Annotated in this window: 17 protein-coding genes, 1 tRNA gene and 1 other RNA gene; 5 read left to right on the top strand and 14 right to left on the bottom strand. The window is 63.7% G+C overall.

Translation table 11 applies throughout. From position 1 onward, the window contains the following. Positions 1 to 76 precede the first annotated feature (76 nt). Positions 77 to 493, top strand: coding sequence for a hypothetical protein (locus OPIT5_30650; protein ID AHF94946.1), 417 nt, complete (start codon positions 77 to 79; stop codon positions 491 to 493). A gap of 75 nt (positions 494 to 568) precedes the next feature. Here the strand turns inward: OPIT5_30650 and OPIT5_30645 are convergent, their stop codons facing one another. The 7 genes from OPIT5_30645 to OPIT5_30615 form a co-directional block, all read right to left on the bottom strand. Next, positions 569 to 943: a hypothetical protein gene (locus tag OPIT5_30645; GenBank protein AHF94945.1), complete on the bottom strand. Its 375-nt coding sequence runs from the start codon at positions 941 to 943 to the stop codon at positions 569 to 571. 670 nt (positions 944 to 1,613) lie between these two features. Continuing rightward, a complete protein-coding gene (locus tag OPIT5_30640; GenBank protein ID AHF93881.1) occupies positions 1,614 to 1,901 on the bottom strand; it encodes a LysR family transcriptional regulator in 288 nt (95 codons plus the stop codon). 205 nt (positions 1,902 to 2,106) lie between these two features. After that, a tRNA-Asp gene (locus OPIT5_30635) sits at positions 2,107 to 2,183 on the bottom strand. Between the two features lie 94 nt (positions 2,184 to 2,277). Next, a complete protein-coding gene (locus OPIT5_30630) occupies positions 2,278 to 3,249 on the bottom strand; it encodes an external DNA catabolism protein (GenBank protein ID AHF93880.1) in 972 nt (323 codons plus the stop codon). 22 nt (positions 3,250 to 3,271) lie between these two features. Further along, positions 3,272 to 3,916, bottom strand: a complete 645-nt coding sequence (locus OPIT5_30625) for a hypothetical protein (GenBank protein ID AHF93879.1) — start codon at positions 3,914 to 3,916, stop codon at positions 3,272 to 3,274. Between the two features lie 91 nt (positions 3,917 to 4,007). Further along, positions 4,008 to 6,212, bottom strand: coding sequence for an alpha-galactosidase (locus tag OPIT5_30620; GenBank protein AHF93878.1), 2,205 nt, complete (start codon positions 6,210 to 6,212; stop codon positions 4,008 to 4,010). A 158-nt stretch (positions 6,213 to 6,370) separates the two neighbouring features. After that, entirely contained in the window at positions 6,371 to 6,571 is a 201-nt protein-coding gene (locus OPIT5_30615) for a hypothetical protein (protein AHF94944.1), read from the bottom strand. Between the two features lie 389 nt (positions 6,572 to 6,960). On the opposite strand from OPIT5_30615, the gene OPIT5_30610 reads away from it, so the two are divergent. After that, positions 6,961 to 7,662 (top strand): hypothetical protein, encoded by a 702-nt coding sequence (locus OPIT5_30610; protein AHF93877.1) that lies wholly within the window; start codon positions 6,961 to 6,963, stop codon positions 7,660 to 7,662. 125 nt (positions 7,663 to 7,787) lie between these two features. On the opposite strand, the gene OPIT5_30605 is transcribed toward OPIT5_30610, so the two are convergent. From OPIT5_30605 to OPIT5_30590, 4 genes are all read right to left on the bottom strand, one after another. Continuing rightward, positions 7,788 to 10,364 (bottom strand): DNA gyrase subunit A, encoded by a 2,577-nt coding sequence (locus tag OPIT5_30605; protein ID AHF93876.1) that lies wholly within the window; start codon positions 10,362 to 10,364, stop codon positions 7,788 to 7,790. A 60-nt stretch (positions 10,365 to 10,424) separates the two neighbouring features. After that, the gene (locus OPIT5_30600) at positions 10,425 to 10,805 is read right to left on the bottom strand and encodes a twitching motility protein PilT (protein ID AHF93875.1); all 381 of its coding nucleotides are present in this window, start codon (positions 10,803 to 10,805) and stop codon (positions 10,425 to 10,427) included. Beyond that, complete coding sequence (locus OPIT5_30595) at positions 10,802 to 11,017, bottom strand: AbrB family transcriptional regulator (protein AHF93874.1); 216 nt, start codon at positions 11,015 to 11,017, stop codon at positions 10,802 to 10,804. Before OPIT5_30595 ends, OPIT5_30600 begins: the two co-directional genes overlap by 4 nt. A gap of 161 nt (positions 11,018 to 11,178) precedes the next feature. Beyond that, positions 11,179 to 13,800, bottom strand: coding sequence for a DNA gyrase subunit B (locus OPIT5_30590; protein AHF93873.1), 2,622 nt, complete (start codon positions 13,798 to 13,800; stop codon positions 11,179 to 11,181). A 174-nt stretch (positions 13,801 to 13,974) separates the two neighbouring features. On the opposite strand from OPIT5_30590, the gene OPIT5_30585 reads away from it, so the two are divergent. The 3 genes from OPIT5_30585 to OPIT5_30575 all read left to right on the top strand — a co-directional run bounded on the left by OPIT5_30585 (position 13,975) and on the right by OPIT5_30575 (position 15,648). Beyond that, positions 13,975 to 14,388: an Rrf2 family transcriptional regulator gene (locus OPIT5_30585; GenBank protein AHF93872.1), complete on the top strand. Its 414-nt coding sequence runs from the start codon at positions 13,975 to 13,977 to the stop codon at positions 14,386 to 14,388. 62 nt (positions 14,389 to 14,450) lie between these two features. Next, on the top strand, positions 14,451 to 15,161 hold the full coding sequence (locus OPIT5_30580; protein ID AHF93871.1) for a Zn-ribbon protein: 711 nt from the start codon (positions 14,451 to 14,453) through the stop codon (positions 15,159 to 15,161). Between the two features lie 69 nt (positions 15,162 to 15,230). Then, an RNA gene (locus tag OPIT5_30575) (bacterial RNase P) lies at positions 15,231 to 15,648 on the top strand. Positions 15,649 to 15,775: 127 nt separating this feature from the next. Here OPIT5_30575 and OPIT5_30570 read toward each other — a convergent pair. The 3 genes from OPIT5_30570 to OPIT5_30560 form a co-directional block, all read right to left on the bottom strand. Then, positions 15,776 to 16,147 carry an aspartate decarboxylase gene (locus OPIT5_30570; GenBank protein AHF93870.1) on the bottom strand — a complete coding sequence of 124 codons (372 nt, stop codon included), beginning with the start codon at positions 16,145 to 16,147 and terminating at the stop codon, positions 15,776 to 15,778. A gap of 166 nt (positions 16,148 to 16,313) precedes the next feature. Continuing rightward, complete coding sequence (locus OPIT5_30565; GenBank protein ID AHF93869.1) at positions 16,314 to 17,144, bottom strand: esterase; 831 nt, start codon at positions 17,142 to 17,144, stop codon at positions 16,314 to 16,316. Continuing rightward, the gene (locus OPIT5_30560; GenBank protein AHF93868.1) at positions 17,132 to 21,214 is read right to left on the bottom strand and encodes a phosphoribosylformylglycinamidine synthase; all 4,083 of its coding nucleotides are present in this window, start codon (positions 21,212 to 21,214) and stop codon (positions 17,132 to 17,134) included. The genes OPIT5_30565 and OPIT5_30560 overlap by 13 nt, the downstream gene beginning before the upstream one ends. Between the last annotated feature and the right edge of the window lie 17 nt (positions 21,215 to 21,231).

Raw genomic sequence — 21,231 nt, 5'->3', positions numbered from 1 at the left:
CAAATTAAGAAAATGAACCTAACACGGCGATGCAGCCAGCTGCCTCCGGGGCGCATCTTTGACGTCAGGCAAAATTATGAACCGCACCGAAAAAGCTGGATGGATCGCTCTATGTGTAGTCCTGCTCGTCATCTCGGCAATCGTTGGCGTTCTCCTGTATTCTGGCCCCGGCGAAATACAACGTGAGATCAAGCGAATCTCGAAACCGGAGGTTTACGAAGCACTATTTGAGCCCGCCATCAGGCTATATGAATCACTGCTTGGCGACGCTTCACTTGGCCCAGAAGACATTAGGGCCGCTGATCTGCGCGCCATAATAGCGCCCGCCACATATTCCTACATAGCCAAAAGTGGAAAGGATATGTTTATTGAGTGCGGAGGCGGATTCCTGCACTACGGATTTAGATTAATCCGGGACGAATACGGCACCTACCTCTTGATTCTCGAAGTGGAAGAGAAAGAAGACAAAACCCTGATGAAGAAAGGAGCCTGACAAGGCGATGCAGCCACTTACCTCCAGGGCGCATCTTCGATGTCAGGTAAAAAAGGAAGCACCATGAGGGTCGGATCAATCGTGATACATTGCTTCGAATTCAAGCAAATGGTCGCATTCTGGAAGGAGGCTTTGCGCTACATTCCGCGTGAACCGGCGAGCAATGACTGGGTGGTTCTTTGCGATCCGCAAGGAAGAGGACCGAATCTTTCTTTCCAGGCACGCGACCGGCGCGCTGGACACCGGAGCTGGCTTCACCTCGACCTCTATACCAGCAGGCAGGATGACGAAGTGGAACGATTGGTCAGCCTGGGTGCTCGACGCTACCCGTGGCGTTATCCGGAGGGAGCAGACTATGTGGTGCTGGAGGATCCGGACGGTAATCTGTTCTGTGTCGTTCAGAAGCGGGACGAACCATGAATCCGGGGAGAAAAAACTGACAAGGCGCAAGCGCCAATGTCTTTGGCTGTTATGTCCCCCCTGCTTTCGCAGGTTGCCCGCCAGCTAAAGCATTGCAAATTAGTCTATGGCCACAAAAAACACAAGATTGCCATCTGCCCGGCGAGAATCTCCCGTGCGCTTATAAGCGCGATGGAGGGTTTTATGCGCAAAGAGATTTTTTGTGCTTTTTTGTGGCAATCTTTTGACGTTGGGCAGAAATATGAGCCAAGAATCGCATCTTCGATTTTTGGAAAAACATGCGGCAAGGACTATTCGCCGCGCCCGGAAACGTGCGGAATCGAAAAAATTAACGAGAGAAGATATTCAGAAGCTTCGTATCCAGACGGTTGAATCGTGGAAACGTATACTGTGTTTGTTGTTGGGTGTATTCTTTTTGCTGCTTTCGTATTATTCTCACCACAAAGATATAAGTATTTATGCCATCCTGTTTATCGGAACACTCGGGCTTGGATGTACGGTTCTCGCAATTATTGGAAAGAGGAAGCCGATTGAATGTGCTCTGGACGGTGCGGCCAATGCGATTGTGGACAGGATCATTGATTCAATTTTATGAAAGAGAAAGAAGCGAAGCCCTGATGGTACACCTTTAGGGCTTTTTTGTGCCCTCTCGCTTTGATCTACAGCGAGAATTTCCGTCCTCGAAAATTGCCCCTCCCGGTCATTCCATGCCGCTATTTTTCAGCCCGGCCAGACTTTCCCGGGTTCTGGTCATTTCTTCAAGGATCGCCTTCGTGTGGACCAGAAGGCAGCTTCCGGCCTCCGTGATCGTGACGGTTCTTCCGAGGCGGTTGAACAGCCTTACGCCGAGATCCTTTTCCAGCCCGGCGATGGCATGGCTGATGGCCGATTGCGTGAGATTCAGTTCCCTGGCGGTCGCGGTGAAGCTGAGGACCTGACTGAGGGTGTGGAAGGCGAGGAGCTTTTTGCTGTCGATGATCGGGTTCATGGTGAGAATTGGTCGGGATAAAAGGCTGCTCATTTGCGCAAAGAATTTGAAACAAGGCAACGATTTCTGGACAGCCTGTCATACTCGGGACCATGCCTTGCCATCGGAAGCAGGAGAGGCTCAGGAAGACTTACGGAAAAAACCGGGGGGATTTTCAGAACCAATGAAAAACCCGTCCGCTTTTTCAAGGGACGGGTTTCAAAACTGGCGGGATGGACGGGACTCGAACCCGCGGCCTTCTGCGTGACAGGCAGACGCTCTAACCAACTGAGCTACCACCCCGGAAATCGGGAAAGGGCGCTGACCGTAGGAGTCGGGATTTCGCTGTCAAGCGCGGTTTCGGAAGTTTCCCGGAAGTTTTTCTCCCGGCCCTCAGCTATGCCTCCGGCACGATCCAGTTCAGGGTTCCTCTGCCCCCGGGATGGCGCGCCAACAGCCTCGCCAGGTCCACCGCGAGTGACTCGAGCACCGGCGCGATTCCCCACGGCGGATTGAGCACCGCAAGGCCGCATCCTCGCAGCGACAGGCCCGCCGCCGCGGCCTCCGGGTCGCCGGCAACCGTCAGTTCGACAGCGAAAAGGGGAGGCGAAGAGGCGCGGGCCAGATCGGTAAAAAACGCCTCCGTACCCGCCCGCCCGGTCAAGGGATACCAGACGGCAAACACCCCTCCCGGCAACCGTCGCACGCCTTCGCGGAGGGCGGCGGCAACTTTTTGCAGTTCGTCCTGCGCCTCGTAGGGAGGATCGATCAGCACCAGGGCGCGTCGCTCGGGGGGAGGCAGATGGGCGCGGATTCCCGTATAGCCGTCGAGCGCCTGCACCGAAACGCGCGGCAGGTGACGAAACTCCGCCTGCAAGGCGGCCGCCTCGCCGGGTTCTTTCTCGCAAAGCGTCATCCGGTCCTGCGGACGCAGCAACGCCTGCACGATGCGCGGCGAACCGGGATACATCCGCAGGGGAGCAGCAGGGGAGGGAGAGGAGGCGGCGGGGGCGCTGGCGTCGGTGTCGGCGAGGCTCCGCACGAGTTCGATATAGTCGGCCAGTGGCGTTGGAGCGGCAGGCGCGGCGTGCCCCGCAGAGGCGGCAGGGCGGGGGCGGGGCGAAGCCGGGTCTGCCGGCCCGGACGGAGCGGCGAGGAGCCGGCCGATGCCATCGGGCCATTCCGGCTGGCGGGCGAGCGAGTCGCCGCGGGCGGCCGCCGCGAGATCGTAGCTGCCGCGGCCGGCGTGGGTGTCGAGGTACAGAAAACCCTTCTCCTTGCGCTGGAGAAACCGGACGAGTTGCACGAGCGCAGCATGCTTGAAAACGTCGGCAAAGTTGCCGGCGTGGAACTGGTGGCGGTAATTCACGGGATTCCGGGTCCGGAGATCATCACACGCCGCCGAGGGCCACCGGAACCTTGACGACCGTCTTGCGCACGAGCGCGGGCGCGGCGCCGGTCGCAAGGCAGGGACGGTGGGCGTCGACCGGAAAAAAGATGCCGTTGAAACCGGCGCCGGCGTGGAGCGTGCTGACGCTGGCGCTGGCCGCGTCGCCGTGGCTGGCGGGAGCATGGAAAAAAATCACGTCCCGCTGCGGGGTGTGGTCCTCCTCGACGCGGAGCGTGCGCGTGTCGGCGATTTCCATGAGCTCTTCGCCGGCGAGGATGACCTGCACGTCGATGTAGGCGCGGTGCGCTTCCCAGCGTCCTTCGTTGCGGGGTTTGGTCCGGTAAACCTGCTCCATCGCGAAAACACCGTCGCCGAGCTGGACGGTTTCGTTGACTCCTTCCGCCAGGCCGAGGATGCGGCGGTGCTCGTCCGATTGCGGATCGAGGCAGCGCGCCACGTAATCCAGGGCGAGCGTGAAGCCGCGGGTGGCGGGCAGTTGCGTGCGGACAGTGTCGAGGGTTCCGAAAACGGCCATGATGCCGCCGACTTCAACTCCGCCGGCGGGCGGCTGGCAAGCGTGGAGCGGGCGGCGATGCGGCATGGGCATCCTGCCCATGATTCCGGAAGACATGGCCAGGATGGCCATGCCACGCAAACCTACGGGCTGGAAGCCCGTGCCACGGCGCCGCCATCCACGGCGGCGCCATCCGGAGGCGCGGGCTTCGCAAGCGAAGCCCCTACGGGATGACGAAGGCGTAGTGCGCCGAGGTGGCGGAGCTGTTGAGTTTGCGGTTCCAGCCGACGCGGCAGGAGCTGTGGGCGTCGCCGAGCGCGCCGGCCGCCACGATCAGGTCGAGGAAAAACGCGCCGGGCTTCCCGGTCTCCAGCACCTCCACGCCCGGGGCGGCGAGATCGAGCCGGAGCGTGAAATCATAACCTCCCTTGTCGATTTTCACCTTGAAAGCCGCAGTGGCGGTTTTCTTGCCAAACGGCTGGCGTTCGCGGTTGAGCACCGTGATTCCCTTTTCGCGCGGGAGCAGGAAAAACTGGCGCAGCCGGCTGCCGTGTTCGCTGTTCACAAAGAGCTCGATGGCGGACGCGGTCCAAGGGCTGCCTTCGTCGATCTTGACCGCGGTGTCGAGGACGCGGCCCGCGAGTTCGAGCACGGTGCCGTTGAGCTTCAGTTGCGCGGAGAGGAGTTTGTTGTCCATGAAACGCACCTCGACGGGCGCGCCGGTTTTGGTGGCGGCGGCGCTGACGAGGCGGCGTTCCTTGAAGACGTAGTCGTGACCGAGCACGCGCGGATCGGAGGACGTGACGCGCACGGTGAAGGGGCCTTTGGCAACGGAGGCGGCGGGCCGGAGTTTTATCCGTTTGCTGACGGTCTTGCCGGGGCCGACGGGGAGGGCGAGCGTGTTGCCGCCGGCAGCGGAGCCGGAGCCGCCGAGCGTGACGGCAACGGGATCGGATTCGATGGCGAGCGGGCCGCTGAAGGGTTTGTCTCCCTGATTGGTGGCGGTCAGGACAAATTCGACCGGTGTGGCGGCGTCGAGAGCGGTGAGCGTTTTGACGGGTTCCAGGGAGACGAGGACCTTGTCGCCGGTGCCGGCGCGGGTGCGGCCGGTGTTGCTGATCACGGGAGCGTACTCGCCGAGGAGGCCGGCTTTCTGGTGGGCTTCGATGAGGTCGTCGCACATGGCCCAGATCTTGTCGAGCGGCAGGGTGGCGGCGGCGTGCGGGTCGGTCATCACGGCATGGTAGATGTGCTCGCGCTTGCCGGTGAGGGCGGCGGCGACGGTGAGCTCCTGCACGTTGATGTTGGTGCGGCAGATGGCGGCGAGTTGCGGCGGGAGGTCGCCGATGTACGTGGGTTGCAGGCCCTGCGCATCGACGAGCACCGGAAGCTCGACGCAGCAGCGGTGGGGGAGATTGGTGATGAGATTCCGGTTGGGGACGTTGCCGTAGATGACGCGCGGGGTGTTGGTCTCCATCGAGTGGATGATGAAGCTGCCGTATTCGTGCGTCTGCGGATTGACGACGATGTCGCCGTCGGCGCCGATAAGCTCGGCCTCGGCTTTTTTCCAGGTGGCGATGATGGATTCGCAGCGGCGCAGGTACTCGTCGATGGGGATGTCGAATTTTTTGATGACCTCCTTGCCGTGGTGGATGAAGTGGGGGTTGTACTCGCTCTGGTGTTCGGAGGATTCGGTGACGAAGTAGCCGAGGCGGCGCATCATCTCGAAACGGACCTTGTCCTGCGTGAAGGCGGGGTCGTCGAGGAGTTTGAAAAGGAACGGATAGGCGTCCTGACCACGGTATTTGTAGTCGAGGAAAAACGCCATGTGGTTGATGCCGGCCACGCGGTAAGTGACGTGGTCGAAATCGAGCCCCGCGTAGCCGGCGAGTTGCTGGCTGGTGCCCTGCACGCTGTGGCAAAGGCCGACCGTCGGGACGCCGACGGCGTGATCGACGGCCATGCAGAGCATCGCCATCGGGTTGGTGTAGTTGAGAAAGGTGCAACCGGGAGCACCGACGTCGGCGATGTCGCGCGCGATTTCGAGGATCCGGGGGATGGTGCGCAGGCCGCGGAAAACGCCGCCGACGCCGAGGGTGTCGCCGATGGTCTGGAGGAGGCCGTACTTGTGCGGTATTTCAAAATCAATGACCGTGCCGGGCTTGTAGCCGCCGACCTGGATGGTGCAGATGACGTAGTTCGCGCCGGCGATGGCCTTGCGGCGGTCGGAGGTGGCCTCGACGCGGGCCTTGACGCCGAGTTTGCGGATGACGCGTTCGGTCATGACGCGGGCGGTCTCGAGGCGGGCCGGATCAATGTCCATGAGCGCGAGGGTGGTGTCGCTCAATTCGGGAAACTGGAGGATGTCGGAGATCAGGTTCTTGGCGAACACGACCGAGCCGGCGCCGATAAGGGTGATTTTAGGCATGGGTGAAACGAACGGGTGTGGAAGGAGCGGGAGGACTGACTGGCGGTTATGTGATGCGATCCGCCGTCCTGGCAAATGCACCGGAAGCAGGGAACGGACGGAGGCAACGCGGGGAGGAGGTGAAAAGAGTGATGGGGAATGTGCAAAGTGTGATTCATTCACGGTCCATGGGTGAAAGTGTGGTTCTTCTTCGGGGAGGAATAATCGGAAGGGAACAGGCCGGGAGGGACGCGGAAGGTTTTGGTCATGCGCCCGTTGTGGCCTGCGAACGGGACAGGTGCTCCATCCGGCTGGCCGCGGGCGTCGCAAGCGTCGCTCGTGCCTGAAAGATCGGAAGAAATCAGGTGTTTGCCTGACATGACTGGTTCCCGGAAAGCTGGCATAATGGAGCACTTTTATTGCGCCACATGCCGGCCTCCTCCACATATCACACGACGATGGTTTTCGGAGCGGTTGCCTGTCATGTCGCCTCGCCACAGGCAGGAAGTTTGATATACAAGTTATTATCCAATAATATCTATACCGCCCCCCCCCCCCCCCCCCATTTTCGGGGTTAATAGTTGAGCCTGCCGTTCTCTCGCCAGACGGGGAGCCTGCGCGGTCAAAGCGAGGTATCGGATGCGGCATGACGGAAGAATCTGGTCAGCAGACCACGAACAAAAACCGAAAGCACCGAAACGAAAACAAACCTGTGAAACCCGATCGAATATCCACCAGCGTCCGTCCTTACTCGCACAGCCGCCTCGCCGTGGCCGCGCTCGCCGTCCTGACGCTCTCCGCGACAGCGGCCCGCGCCGACATTACCATCACCGTCGCCTCACTGGAGGCCAGGAGTATTTCCTTCAACCTTTCAGGCGAGTGGCCCGAGTGGCCCGCGACGGCAGGCAGCAACGGTGCCTCGGAATATCTTTACGTATGGGCCTCGCCATCGGGAATCGTGAAGCCATATACGGATTTTCTTTCCGGCCCGGACGCGTCGGCTTTGGGGAACAGCCTGATGCACGGCAGCGGATACATTGAGGGAACAATTGACGGAGGCACGGTCTCTCTGTTCGCCTACGAGGCGCTTGTCGGCACCGAATATGTTTCCACGCCGCTCTTTCCCGATGGCTCCGGTATTTTTCTCGGTGTGGGGATTGGCAACTCGTGGGCCGACTACACCGGGAAGACCGTGGACCTCGCGATTACCCTGGACTGGAGCGCCAACGAACTGCTCACCGGCACGGACATTTTCGATACGGCATGGACGGGGACGCTGACCTTCGGGTGGGGATATGTGAATGCGGCGGTGGCTCACTTCCCAATAGAGCCGGAGGGCTCCGCAGTGATTCTGGGCACGGCGGAGGTGGGAGCGGTGCCCGAACCCGCCGCGTATGTGACGCTGGCCGGGCTGGCGATCCTCGCCAGCGCCGCGCTGCGGCGTAGTGGCGCACGTCTGACACGCGGCTGACGCTTTCCCGGAGCGGGCGAGACGCCCGCGCCACGCGGAGAGGCAACGCTCACGGGCTGGAAGCCCGTGCCACGCGATCCGGCGGCTTCGCCGTCAGCGGGCGGGACGCCCGCGCCACTTTCACTTTATTCCTGCGCAGGCGGTTCGTCGGAGGGAGGAGTATCGGCGGCGGCGTCGGTGGCTTCACCGGAGGATGCGGCTTCGGCGGCGGCCGTTTCGGCGGCAGCGGCGGCGGCTTCCTGCTCTTCCTCGGTCTCGACGACCTTGGCGATGCTGAGGAGCTTGTCGCCCTCGGCGAGCGTGAGGAGTTTCACGCCCTTGCCGCCGCGGTTGACTTCGCGGATGTCGCGGACCGGGCAGCGCACGCTCTGGCCCTTGGCGGTGAGGAGCATGATCTCGTCCTCGTCCTTCACGCTGAGCGCTCCTGCGATGTTGATCGAGTTGTCCTCGGGCAGGGTGATCGCCCAGACGCCGCGGCCGCCGCGGTTGATGAGGCGGTAGTCCTCGAAGCGCGTGCGCACGCCGAGGCCGGCTTCGCTGGCGACAAGGAATTTGGCCGAGTGGTCAACGACCTCGATGACATCGAGCTGGTCGTTATCGAGCTTGAAGCGCATGCCGGTGACGCCGCCGGTGGCGCGGCCGGTGGGGCGGAAGAGGATTTCACCGGTCTCGGGATCGCGCTCGCGGAAGCGGACGGCGAGGCCCTGGTGCGAGACGAGGATGATCTCGTCGCTGCCCGTCGTGAGGACCGTGCCGATGACCGTGTCGCCCTCGGCGAGGTTGATGCCGATGAGGCCGCCTTCGTGGTTGCGCGTGGTGCCGAGGTAGTCGGAGAGCGGCGTCTTCTTCACAATCCCGCGTTTGGTGGCCATGACGAGGTAGCGGTCTTCGACAAATTCCTGGAAGCAGAGCATGGCGGCGATTTTCTCGCCTTCGCGCAGTCGCAGGAAACTGGATACGGACTTGCCCTTTGTGGTGCGCGCGCCTTCGGGCACGTCATAAACCTTCTTGGCCAGGCACTGGCCGGAACTGGTCACGAACATGATGTAGTCGTGCGTGGAGGCGGTGAAGAGGTGCTCCACAAAATCTTCCTCGTAGGTCTCGGTGCCGATGATGCCCTTGCCGCCGCGTTTCTGGGAGCGGTAGTCGGCGACGGGGGTGCGCTTGATGAAGCCGAGGTGGGAGACGGTGATGACGCAGCCTTCGTTGGGGATGACGTCCTCCATGCGGAAATCGCCGAGCGCGCCGATGATCTCGGTGCGGCGGGCGTCGCCGTATTTTTCCTTCATGGCGAGGAGTTCTTCCTTGATGACCTCGCGCAGGCGCCAGTCGTTTTCGAGGATGATCTTGAGCTCCTCGATTTTTTTGAGGAGTTCGAGGTACTCGGCTTCGATCTTGTCGCGTTCGAGGCCGGTGAGCTGGTAGAGGCGGAGTTCGAGGATGGCGTCGGTCTGGCGCTCGGAGAGCGGGTACTTGGCCATGAGTTTTTCCTTGGCCTCGGCGCGGGAGGCGGAGGCGCGGATGATGCGGACGAAGTCGTCGAGGTTGTCGAGGGCGATCTTGTAGCCTTCGAGGATGTGGGCGCGGTCTTCGGCCTGTTTGAGGCGGTAGCGGGTGCGGCGGGTGACGACGTCGCGGCGGTGGTCGATGTAGCAGTCGAGCAGCTCGCGGATGTTCATCTGCTTGGGCCGCTTCTGGTCGAGCGCGAGCAGGGTGACGCCGAAGGAGGATTCGAGGGCGGTTTTCTGGAAGAGCTGGTTGAGGATGGGCGAGGATTGTTCTCCGCGTTTCAGTTCGATGACGATGCGAGTGTTCTCGTCGGATTCGTCGCGGACGTCGCGGATGCCTTCGAGCTGTTTGTCGGAGACGAGTTCGGCGATGCGGGCGACGAGGGTGGAGCGGTTGACGTTGTAGGGGATCTCGGTGATGACGATCTGCTCGCCGGTCTTGTTTTCCTCGGTGTGGGCGCGGCCGCGCATGCGGACGATGCCCTTGCCGGTGCGCAGGTAGGAGTCGATGCCGCCGCGGCCGGCGATGACGCCGCCGGTGGGGAAGTCGGGGCCCTGGATGATCTGGCAGAGTTCGTCGAGGGAGGTGGCCGGGTTGTCGAGGACGGCGACGGAGGCGGCGATGAGTTCGTGGAGGTTGTGCGGGGGGATGTTGGTGGCCATGCCGACGGCGATGCCGGTGGAGCCGTTCATCAACAGGTTGGGCAGGGCGGAGGGGAGGACGGTGGGCTCGGTGGTGGATTCGTTGTAGTTGGGGGCGAAGTCCACGGTGTCTTCCTCGATGTCGGCGAGGAGGGATTCGGCGATGTCGCGGAGGCGGCACTCGGTGTAACGGTAGGCGGCGGGCGGGTCGCCGTCGACGGAGCCGAAGTTGCCTTGCGGGTCGATGAGGAGGTAGCGGACGACCCAGGGCTGGGCGAGGCGGACGAGGGTGTCGTAAACGGACGAGTCGCCGTGGGGGTGGTAGTTTTTCAGCACTTCGCCGACGACACCGGCGCACTTGGTGAAGGCGCGGTTGTGGTAGAGGCCTTCACGGAGCATGGCGTAGAGGATGCGGCGCTGGACGGGTTTGAGGCCGTCGCGGGCATCGGGCAGGGCACGCGAGACGATGACCGACATCGAGTAGTCGATGTAGGCCGTCTGCATGATGTCGGTGATGTTGGCCGTGGAGAGTTTTTCGTTGGCGGTGTACATGTGGCGTTATCGGTGCGAGGGGACGATGGGAGAAACAGGAGGGATGGAATGGGGGAGAAGTCAGGTGGAGGTTTTGGGAAAGTAGCGGACGCCGGGGAGGCCGTTGAAGTGTTCGTCCTGGGTCCAGAGGGTGGCGTCGTAATGCCGGGCGGTGGCGTAGATGATGGCATCGGCCATGGCGAGTTTGTGGTCGGTGCTGATGCGCGAGGCGGAGCAGGCGAGTTTGGCATCGAGGGCCACGACGTTGGTGGCAAGCAGTTCGGCAAGCACGGTGTCGGAGGTGTCCTTACCCAGTTGGGTGCGTATTCGTTTGGTGACTTCGTAGATCACGATGGTGGGCACGATGAGTTTGTCCCGTTGTTCGATGGCGGTGGCAAAGCGCGCCCCGAGCGGGGTGTCCATGAAGTATTCGATCAGGGCAGAGGAATCGACCAGGTTCACAGAGGACGGTCTGTTTCTTCGCGTTCAACATCGGAGCTTTTCAGGCGGCCTTTGAGGAATCCTCGCAGGGTCTTGAGGCCGCGCACAGGCACAAACCGGATGGTGGCGCCATCGTCAATGAACTCGAATTTCATGCCGGGCTTGAAATCGTGGGCTTTGCGTACTGTTTCGGGAACAACCACTTGGTATTTTGATGAGAGTGTGACAGGCATATCGATATTGGTTCCGTTTTACGATGTTGAGGACGATCCGCGGGTCAAGTGCCGGGGGGGGCCGGATGGGGTTGCGGGCTGGCCGGCGACCTCGGGGAAGGCGCCGGCTGCGCGCGACCGGACGGCGACGTCGGGCCTGCGGTCAATCCGGAGAGGGGGGGTTATGCGTCGAGGAATTGCACGTTGAGAGCGTTGTCCTCGATGAACTGGCGGCGGGGCGGGACTTCGTCGCCCATCAGCAGGGTGAACAGCGCGTCGGCCTTGGCGGCGTCGGCGATGTTGACCTTGAGCAGACGGCGCTTTTCCGGGTCCATCGTGGTTTCGAAGAGTTGTTTGGGGTTCATTTCACCGAGACCCTTGTAACGCTGGATGCTGAGGCCCTTGCGGCCGTTGGCGCGGATCTGGGCGACGATATCGAGCGGGCTGTTGAGCGGCGTGCGGACCTCGTTTTTCTGGCCGATGTTTTCGGCGAGTTCGTAACGGGATTCGGCGGTGGCGCTGAACTGGTTGATGTCGAGGCCGACGCGGGCGATGGCGCGGAGGATTTTCGACATTTCGGTGGCCTCGAAAATCTCGTGGATCGTGATACGCTTCACGCCGTAGGCGGGACGGCCGCCGCCGCCGGAGAAAGGAGCGGGCGCCGGCACCGTGAGGGCATCCACGGAGCCGTCGGGTGCGGCGGAGGGCGGCGTGGCGCCATTGGCGGAGTCGGCTCCGTTGCCCTCGGAGAGGGCGGCATCGAGGCCGTTGGCGAGAACGAAGGCGGCGCGGGCGGCCTCGTCGCGGAGGAATTCGTGGCTCTCGTTGTTGCCTTCGCGGATGCGGGCGATGTAGCGGGGAAGATCCTGCGTCTCCTTGTCGTGGCGGTCGAGGTAGTCGGCGAGCGAGGCGCCGTAGCGGGTGACGCCGCCGCCGAGTTTTTCGAGCGCGGAGAGGTTTTCGACGATCTGGTCGATCTGCTCCTCGTTGAAGGTGAGGCTGTCGCGCAGGCGGGTGAGGGTGACGTCCTCGGAGCCGAGTTCGAGGAGGATGCGGTTCATCTGGTCGTCGTTGTCGACGTACTGTTCACGCTTCTTCCGCTTGATCTTGTAGAGCGGAGGCTGGGCGATGTAGACGTAGCCGTTCTCGATGAGGCCGCGCATCTGGCGGTAGATGAACGTGAGCAGCAGGGTGCGGATGTGCGAGCCGTCCACGTCGGCGTCGGTCATGATGATGATCTTGTGATAGCGGGCCTTGCCGATGTTGAAGCCGCCGACGCTGTCGTCGCCTTCGCCGATGCCGGTGCCGAAGGCGGTGATCATGGTGCGGATTTCCTCGTTGCCGAGCACCTTGTCGATACGGGCTTTTTCGACGTTGAGGACCTTGCCGCGGAGCGGGAGGATGGCCTGGAAGCGGCGGTCGCGGCCCTGCTTGGCGGAGCCGCCGGCGGAGTCGCCCTCGACGATGTAGACTTCGCAGAGCGAGGGATCGCGCTCGGAGCAGTCGGCGAGCTTGCCGGGGAGGCCGCCGCCGGAGAGGGCGCCCTTGCGGACGGTCTCGCGGGCCTTGCGCGCGGCCTCGCGGGCGCGCGCGGCATTGAGACACTTGTCGATGACGCGCTTGGCGATGGAGGGCGTGGCCTCGAAGACGAACTTCAGTTTCTCGCCGACGATTTTTTGCACGATGCCGTCGACCTCGCCGTTGGAGAGTTTGGTCTTGGTCTGGCCCTCGAAGCGGGGTTCGGGGACTTTGACGGAGATGACGGCGGTGAGACCCTCGCGGCAGTCGTCGCCGGTGATGGGCGGGTCTTTTTCCTTCAAAAGGTTGTTGGCCTTGGCGAAGGCGTTGATGACGCGGGTGAGCGCGCTGCGGAAGCCGGAGAGGTGGGTGCCGCCCTCGATGTTGTAGATGGAGTTGGCGTAGGCGTAGATCTGCTCGTTGTAGCTGTCGTTGTACTGCATCGACACATCCACGGTGATCGGCGGCTTGGACGGGTCGCTTTCGTTGGCGACGGAGTCGGAGAAGGTGATGGGTTTGTCGTGGAGGATGACCTTGTTCTGGTTGAGGTACTTGACGAATTCGGTGATGCCGTCCTTGAAATAAAATGTATCCGATTTCTGGGCACGCTCGTCGGAAAGCTCGATGCGCACGCCGGGATTGAGGAAGGCGAGTTCGCGGAGCCGCTTGGCGAGGATTTCGTAAACGAACTCGCGGGTGGTGAGAAAGATTTCGGGGTCGGGCTTGAAGGTGATCTTGGTGCCGGTGCTTTTCGTCTCGCCGACGATGGTCATCTTTTGCGTGGTGAGGCCCTGGGCGAAACGCATCTGGTAGACCTTGCCGTTGCGGCGCACCTCGGCGACGAACCACTCGGAGACGGCGTTGACGCACTTGGCGCCGACGCCATGGAGGCCGCCGGAGACCTGATAGGCGCCTTTGCCGAATTTGCCGCCGGCGTGGAGATTGGTGAGCACGAGCTCGAGCGCGGGGATCTGGTACTTCTCGTGGATATCGACCGGGATGCCGCGGCCGTCGTCCTCGACCGAGCAGGAGCCGTCGAGATGGATGGCGACCTTGACCGCGGTGGCGTAGCCGGCGAGCGCCTCGTCGATGGAGTTGTCGACGACCTCGAACACGCAGTGGTGCAGGCCGCGCTCGTTGGTGTCGCCGATGTACATGTCGGGGCGCTTGCGCACGCCTTCGAGACCTTCGAGCTTTTCGATCTGGGAAGCGTTGTAATCGCCGCCGTGGTTATGCGGGGCAGGCGGCTGGGCATCGGCGTTTTGCGGATCGGAATGGTTGGGCATTTTCGAGACGGTAAATGGAAAAAATTTAAAGGAAAATCACATCGGAAAACCGGGGGGCCGACAACCCCTTTTTTGCTGCCCCCCGAAACAAGGAATGCGCAGCCCGGATTGTTGCGTTTCGAGTATTTCAGGTTGCGAACCGAAGATTCGATGACACGTTCCGCGGCACCTGTCATGAAACTCTCCGTCAAAGTCGATTATGCCTGTCGAGTCCTTGCCCAGCTCGCCCGTTTCCACGGCGGCGATGAACTGGCCCATATCGAGCAGCTGGCCCGCGTCGAGGCGGTGCCGGCCAATTATCTGGTGCAGATCCTGAGCGAACTTCGCAACGGGGGCCTGATCACCAGCAAACGCGGCAAACAGGGCGGTTATGCGCTGGCCCGTCCTCCGAAAGAGATCTCGCTTTACGACATCCTGCGGCTGATCGAGGGCGAGGTGCTGGAGGTGAGCGCCACCGGCGAGGGGCAGTCGGGGCGCAAGGTGCGGCATGCCTGGAGCGAGGTACGCGACGAACTCGAGGAGTTTTGCAAGGAACGCACCCTGGACCAACTCGTGTCCCGCGGCGGCGACGACATGTATTATATCTAGAACGGGCGCGCCCGGGGCGATTTGTGCTGGCTCCGCAGCGTTTTGCTCCGCTGACTGCGCGGATGCCTCACGCTGTCATCGAGAAATTGCTGATCCTCCAGGACCGCGACGCGAAGCAACGCGCCCTCGCCGCCCAACTGGCGGCGATTCCGGCCGATGTGGCCGCGGTCGAACAAAAAATCGCCGCCGAGAAAGCCGCGATCGAGAATGCCCGGGGGGAATTGCAGGGTTTCGAATCGAAACGAAAGCTGCTCGAAACCGAAATCGGCTCGGCCGGAAACACGCTGGCCAGGTACAAGACCCAGCAATCGCTCGTGAAGAAAAACGACGAATATCAGGCGCTCGGCCACCAGATCGAAAAAACGCAGGCCGACATCGACGCTCTGGAGGAAAAGGAGCTCGAACTGCTTTACCGGGTCGACGAGGCGAAGGCGCGGTTTGCCGCGGCCGAGGCCGGGATGAAAAACAATATCGCCGGTCACCAGGCGCGCATCGCCACGTTGCGCGAGCGCGAGCAGAACCTCGCCGCCGAACTCGCGGCTGCGCGGAGCGCGATGGCGGCCGCACGCGAGCCGGTGCCGGAACCGGCGTTGCGGGTTTACGATCGTGTCTCCGTCCGGCTCATGCCTGCCGTGGTGGCCGTGCGCCATGGCAAATGTGATGGCTGCCATCTGCGTGTTTCCGGCGAGGCCGAGACCGATGCCCGCAGTCGCGACGAAACCCGGCTCGGGACCTGCGACCAGTGCGGCCGGATCATCTGGTGGGAAAGCTAGAGGATCAAAAATCCCCCCGTGGCTTGCTCCTTGCTATTTTCCGTTCCGGCTTTTGCACTCGCCGGCTGGTTTCGGGGCCAGGTCGCCGCTCCGATGTTCTTTGCAGCATGGGAGAGGAAAGTCCGGACACCGCAGGGCAGGACGCCGCACGAGCTGTTGTCGCAAGGCAGGCAAGTGCGGGCGGCGCGCGTCAAGGCGCGACCGACGGAAAGTGTCACAGAAAACAAACCGCCTCCGCAGGCAACTGCGCGGGGCAAGGGTGAAAAGGTGGGGCAAGAGCCCACCGCGTCGTCAGCAATGACGGCGGCACGAAAAACCCCGTCCGGTGCAAGGCAAAATAGGTGACCGGGTGGCCCGCCCTCAGGTCACGGGTATGCCGCATCGGGTCTCCGGACCCGGGGCGGGCGCAAGCCCGTCAGAGAAATGACGACCGCCCGCCGTCGCGAGACGGCGGCGCACAAAATCCGGCTTACGGCCCCGAAACCAGTCTTTTGTCGCCCTCCACCCTTGTGCGCTTCCGGCGTCGTCGCCGCGTTGCGGGGGGATTCGCGGCATAATTCGACTTAAGTCGATTTGAGCCGAGTCGGGTGGCGCGGGATGGGGGGGAGGAGGTATCAGGGCAGTTCGAGCGGTTTGTCTTCCGTCGAGGCGATGACGTTGCCCGGACCCATCAGGACGACGCGCGGCCTGTGCGTGGCGACTTCCGCCTCTTCCAGGCGGCAATAGGCGAGCACGATCACCAGATCGCCCGGGCGCACGAGCCGGGCGGCGGCGCCGTTGACCTGCACCTGTCCGGGCTCCCCGTAGATCACGTAAGTCGTGAAACGGGAGCCGTTATTGATATCGAGCACGTCCACCTGTTCGTACTCCAGCAATCCGGCGGCGCGGCAGAGCGTGCGGTCGATGGAGATCGACCCCTCGTAATCGGGATCGGCAGCGGTGAGCGTGACCCGGTGCAGTTTGGTCTTCAGGAAAGTGCGGTACACGGCGTGAGGAAACCGGATAAAACAACGCAAAACGCCGTCCAGTGCAAGCCGGGGCTTCCGGATGGCCTGGCAGCGGGGGACGCCGGGAGAGGCGGGATCCTCTGCCGCCGGCCTGAAAATGCCTCCGGTTTGCTCCGGAAGTCCTTGTCCGGGTTGACGGAAAGGATCAGCGCAGCAGCGCGGCCAGGCCGTCGTGAAAGAGCCTGGGCAGGACGTTGTAGTGGTCGTGGCGCGGAAAGGTGCGCGAGACGGTTTCGAGACCGGGAATGGGCGATTCGGCCAGCTGGCGTTCGAACCGGGCGAGATCGCCGGTCATGGATTCGGTGTCTTCGGCGCCGATCCCGAGGAAGAGGCGAACGGGTGCGGGCGGCGGATGGCGGGGCGCCTGAAGCGGGATCTCTTGCTGGCGGCGGGCGACCCGGGAGAGGAAGCGGTGGTCATCCCACCAGAGCGAGGGGGCACCGACGAGCACGCGGTTGAAAAACGGCCTGGGCTGGAAAAGCGCGTGCAACGCGAACAGGCCGCCGAGCGAGTGGCCGGCGAGGAGGCGGAGGTCGTTGCGCACCGGATAACGGCGGGCAAGCTCGGCCCAGAGCGGACCGGTGAGGTGGGCGAGGAAGGCATCGGCTCCGCCGCTGCCGGGTTCTTCGGCGGAAGCGGTCGGCGTGTAGTCGCGTCCTCGGCGGTTGGCGGGGTCGCCGAAAGATTTGCCATAACCGACACCGACGAGAAGGACAGGCGGGAACGGGGGATGGAGGCGCGCGGAAGAGCGGAGGTTTGTGGCCGCCTGGACGAGCGGAGCGAACATGTAGTCGCCATCCACGACGACGGCGACGGGCCACGGACCGGGATGGCGAGAGGCGTCGGGAGCCTCGACAAAGACATGGTAGTCGGTGGCGAGGGCGGTCGAGCGCGAGAGGAAAGCGGGAGCGGGGGAGGTGCGGCGGACGGGCGTCTTTTCCATCGCTTGTGTCCCTTTCCGGTTCAGCCAACCCACGCCCGCGCGTTGCGGAAGAGGCGCATCCAGGGGGAATCCTCGCCCCAGCTCTTCGGGTGCCAGCTATGTTGTACGGTGCGGAAAACACGTTCGGGATGCGGCATCAGGATCGTCACGCGGCCGTCCTGCGTCGTGATCGCCGTGATGCCGTGCGGGCTGCCGTTGGGATTGAGCGGGTATTGCTCGGTGACGCGGTGGTGGTTGTCCACGTAGCGGGCGCTGACGAGGCCGCTGTCGTTGAACAGGTTGGCGGCGTCGGAAGTCGGGAATTCGGCATAACCCTCGCCGTGGGCGACGGCGATGGGGATGACGCTGCCCTCCATGCCGGCGAAGAGGACGCTCGGGCTTTTTTCGATGAGGAGCGAGGCGACGCGGGCTTCGAAGCGTCCGGATTTGTTCTGGACAAAACGCGGCCAGGCATCGGCGCCGGGGACGATTTCGTGGAGGTTGCTCATCATCTGGCAGCCGTTGCACACGCCGAGAGCAAAGGTGTCGGGGCGGGCAAAGAAGGTCGCGAATTCCTCGCGGGCGCGGGGATTGAAGAGAATGCTCTTGGCCCAGCCTTCGCCGGCGCCGAGGACGTCGCCGTAACTGAAACCGCCGCAGGCGGCGAGGCCGCGGAAATCGCGCAGGCTGACGCGGCCGCTCAGGATATCCGTCATGTGGACGTCCACCGCGCGGAAGCCGGCGCGGGTGAAGGCGGCCGCCATCTCGATCTGGCCGTTGACGCCCTGCTCGCGGAGGATGGCCACCGGAGGCCGGGTCTTGAGCAGGGCGGGAGCGGAAGGAGGGGCAAGATCGAAGGTGATCTTCGGCGTGAGGCCGGGGTTGGCCGGATCGAGCTTGAGCCGGTATTCGGACTCGGCGCAGGCCGGGTTGTCGCGGAGGGCCGCGATGCGGCGGGTGGTGTCGCTCCAGATGGCACGGAGGGCGAAGAGGTCTTCGGCGAGGACAATTTTTCCGTCGTCGGTGCGGATACGGAGGGTTTTTGTCGTGTTGAGTTTTCCGATACGCGCGGTGGCGGTGTCCAGATGGTGGGCGCGCAGAAGGGCGAGGACGGCGTCGCGGTCGGCAGTGCGGATCTGGAGGACGGCGCCGAGTTCTTCGGAGAAGAGTTGCGCGAAGGGGCGACGCTGCGCGTCGTCACACGGGCTGGAAGCCCGTGCCACGTCGGAAGCGGGCGTTTGGCAGAAAAAGCCCGCGCTACAGGAGGGAAGTTCGACGTCCACGCCGGTGTGGCCGGCGAAGGCCATTTCGGTGATCGTCGCGAAGAGGCCGCCGTCGCTGCGGTCGTGGTAGGCGAGGAGTTTTCCGTCGGCGTTGAGCGCCTGGATCGCGTTCCAGAAAGCCTGCAAGTCGGCGGGATCATCCACATCGGGCGTGGCTTCGCCGGTCTGGCTGAGGGTCTGCGCGAGGATGCTGCCGCCGAGGCGGTTCTTGCCGCGGCCGAGGTCGATGAGGAGCAGCTCCGTCTCGCCGCCGGCTTCGGCGTCGGTGAGAAGCTGCGGCGTGAGCGTGCGGCGGATGTCGGCGACAGGAGCGAAGGCGGAAACGATGAGCGAGACGGGCGCGGTGACGCGTTTTTGCGCGCCGGTGGCTTCGTCTTTCCAGACGGTACTCATGCTCATGGAGTCCTTGCCGACGGGGATGGTGATGCCGAGCGCGGGGCAGAGTTCCATGCCGACGGCGTGGACGGCGGCGTACAGGTCGGCGGCGTCGCCGGGGTGGGCCGGGGCGGCCATCCAGTTGGCGGAGAGGTTGACGCGGCCGAGGTCGGCAATGCGGGCGGCGGCGAGGTTGGTCAGGGCTTCGCCGACGGCCAGGCGGGCGGAGGCGGCGGCGTTGTTGACGGCGACGGGCGTGCGTTCGCCCATCGACATGGCCTCGCCGGTGTAGACGTCGTAGGCGGCGGCGGTGACGGCGCAGTCGGCGACGGGCACCTGCCAAGGGCCGACCATCTGATCGCGGGCGATGAGACCGGTGACGGTGCGGTCGCCGATGGAAATGAGGAAGGTCTTGTCGGCGACGGCCGGGTGCGCGAGGACGCGGCGGGCGGCTTTGGCGAGCGTGATATCACCGAGGTTTAGTGGAAATTGCGGGCGGGCGAGGGTGGTTTCCTGGCGGTGCATGCGCGGGGGTTTGCCGAGCAGCACTTCGAGGGGCATGTCGATGGGGGTGTTCCCGAAATGCGGATCTTCGAGCACGAGGCGTTTTTCTTCGGTGGCGGTGCCGACGATGGCGTAGGGGCAGCGTTCGCGTTCGCAGAGTTTTTCAAACGTGTCGATGCGGTCGGCGGGGACGGCGAGGACGTAGCGTTCCTGGGATTCGTTGCACCAGATTTCGAGCGGGGACATGCCGGGCTCGTCGTTGGGAATCTTGCGCAGGTCGAAACGGCCGCCGCGGCCGCCGTCGTTGACGAGCTCGGGCAGGGCGTTGGAGACGCCGCCGGCGCCGACGTCGTGGATGAAGCTGATGGGATTGGCGTCGCCGAGCGCCCAGCAGCGGTCGATGACTTCCTGGCAACGGCGCTGCATTTCCGGGTTATCGCGCTGTACGCTGGCAAAATCGAGATCGGCCTGGCCGGAGCCGCTGGCCATGGAGCTGGCCGCGCCGCCGCCGAGGCCGATGAGCATGGCGGGTCCGCCGAGGACGATGAGGTGGTCGCCGGGGTTGATCGCGCCTTTCCGGATGTGGCCGGGCTGGATGTTGCCGAGACCGCCGGCCAGCATGATCGGCTTGTGGTAGCCGCGGAGCTCCGCAACAGCGGGCGACTTGAGTCGATATAAGTCGACTTGAGTCGACATTGGCGAAGCCGCCGGCACGGCGGCTTCGTAGGTGCGGAAGTAGCCGTTGATGGCGGGGCGGCCGAATTCGTTGTTGAAGGCGGCGCCGCCGAGCGGGCCTTCGATCATGATGTCGAGCGCGCTGACGATGCGGTCGGGTTTGCCGTTGTCGGTCTGCTCCCAGGGCTGGAGGGCGCCGGGTATGCGGAGATTGGATACGGTGAAGCCGGTGAGGCCTGCCTTGGGGCGGGAGCCGCGGCCGGTGGCGCCTTCGTCGCGGATCTCGCCGCCGGAGCCGGTGGCGGCGCCGGGGAAGGGGGAGATGGCGGTGGGATGGTTGTGTGTCTCGACCTTGCAGAGGATGGGGATGTCCTGCTCGTGCGCGGCGTAGTCGCCGGTAGCGGGATCGGGGTAGAAGCGGCCGCCGCGGGTGCCCTCGAAGACGGCGGCGTTGTCCTTGTAGGCGGAGAGGATGCCGGCGCTGTGCAACTCGTGGGTGTTGCGGATCATCTGGAAAAGCGAGCGGTCGCGGGGGGCGCCGTCGATTTCCCAGGTGGCGTTGAAGATCTTGTGGCGGCAGTGCTCGGAATTGGCCTGCGCGAACATCATGAGCTCGATGTCGTTGGGGTCGCGGCCGAGGGTCCCGAAGGCGTTGACGAGGTAGTCGATCTCGTCGTCGGCGAGGGCGAGGCCGAGGGTGCGGTTGGCGGTGACGAGGGCGGCGCGGCCTTCCTTCAGGACAGGGACGGTCTTGACCGGGCGGGGTTGTTCGTGGCGGAAGAGGACGGCGAGTTCGTCGATGCGGGTGAAGACGGCCTGCGTCATGCGGTCGTGGAGACGGGCGCGGAGGAGGTCGAGCTTGTCGGCGGGGAGGACGTGGAGCGGGGGTTGCAAGGCCGCGTTGTCGATTTCGACGGACCAGGCGATGACGCGCTCGATGCGTTTGACGGCGGCGAGGCCGCAGATGTGGGCAATGTCGGTGGCCTTGCTGGACCAGGGGGAGATGGTGCCGGGGCGGGGGGCGACGACGAGGGAAAGGGCCGGGGGCTGAAGGCTGAAGGCCGAAGCGGCGGCCTGGGCGGAGTCGGACCGCGGGCCGTAGGTGAGGAGTTTTTCGAAGAGGGCCTGCTGGTCGGGGGGGAGCGTGTCGGAGCCGTCGGCGAGTTCGGCCACGTGGACAAAGCGCGCGGCGATGCGGGCGACGGGGACACCGGCGGCAACGAGATCCTGCTGGAGTTTCTGGAGGCGGAAGCCGGAGAGGGCGGAGGAGCCGCGATGGATGAGCATGGTTGGGCGGTTTTGAA

The sequence above is a fragment of the Opitutaceae bacterium TAV5 genome, from assembly GCA_000242935.3.
GTDB lineage: Bacteria > Verrucomicrobiota > Verrucomicrobiia > Opitutales > Opitutaceae > Geminisphaera.
This window is presented reverse-complemented; position numbering and strand designations above follow the sequence as displayed.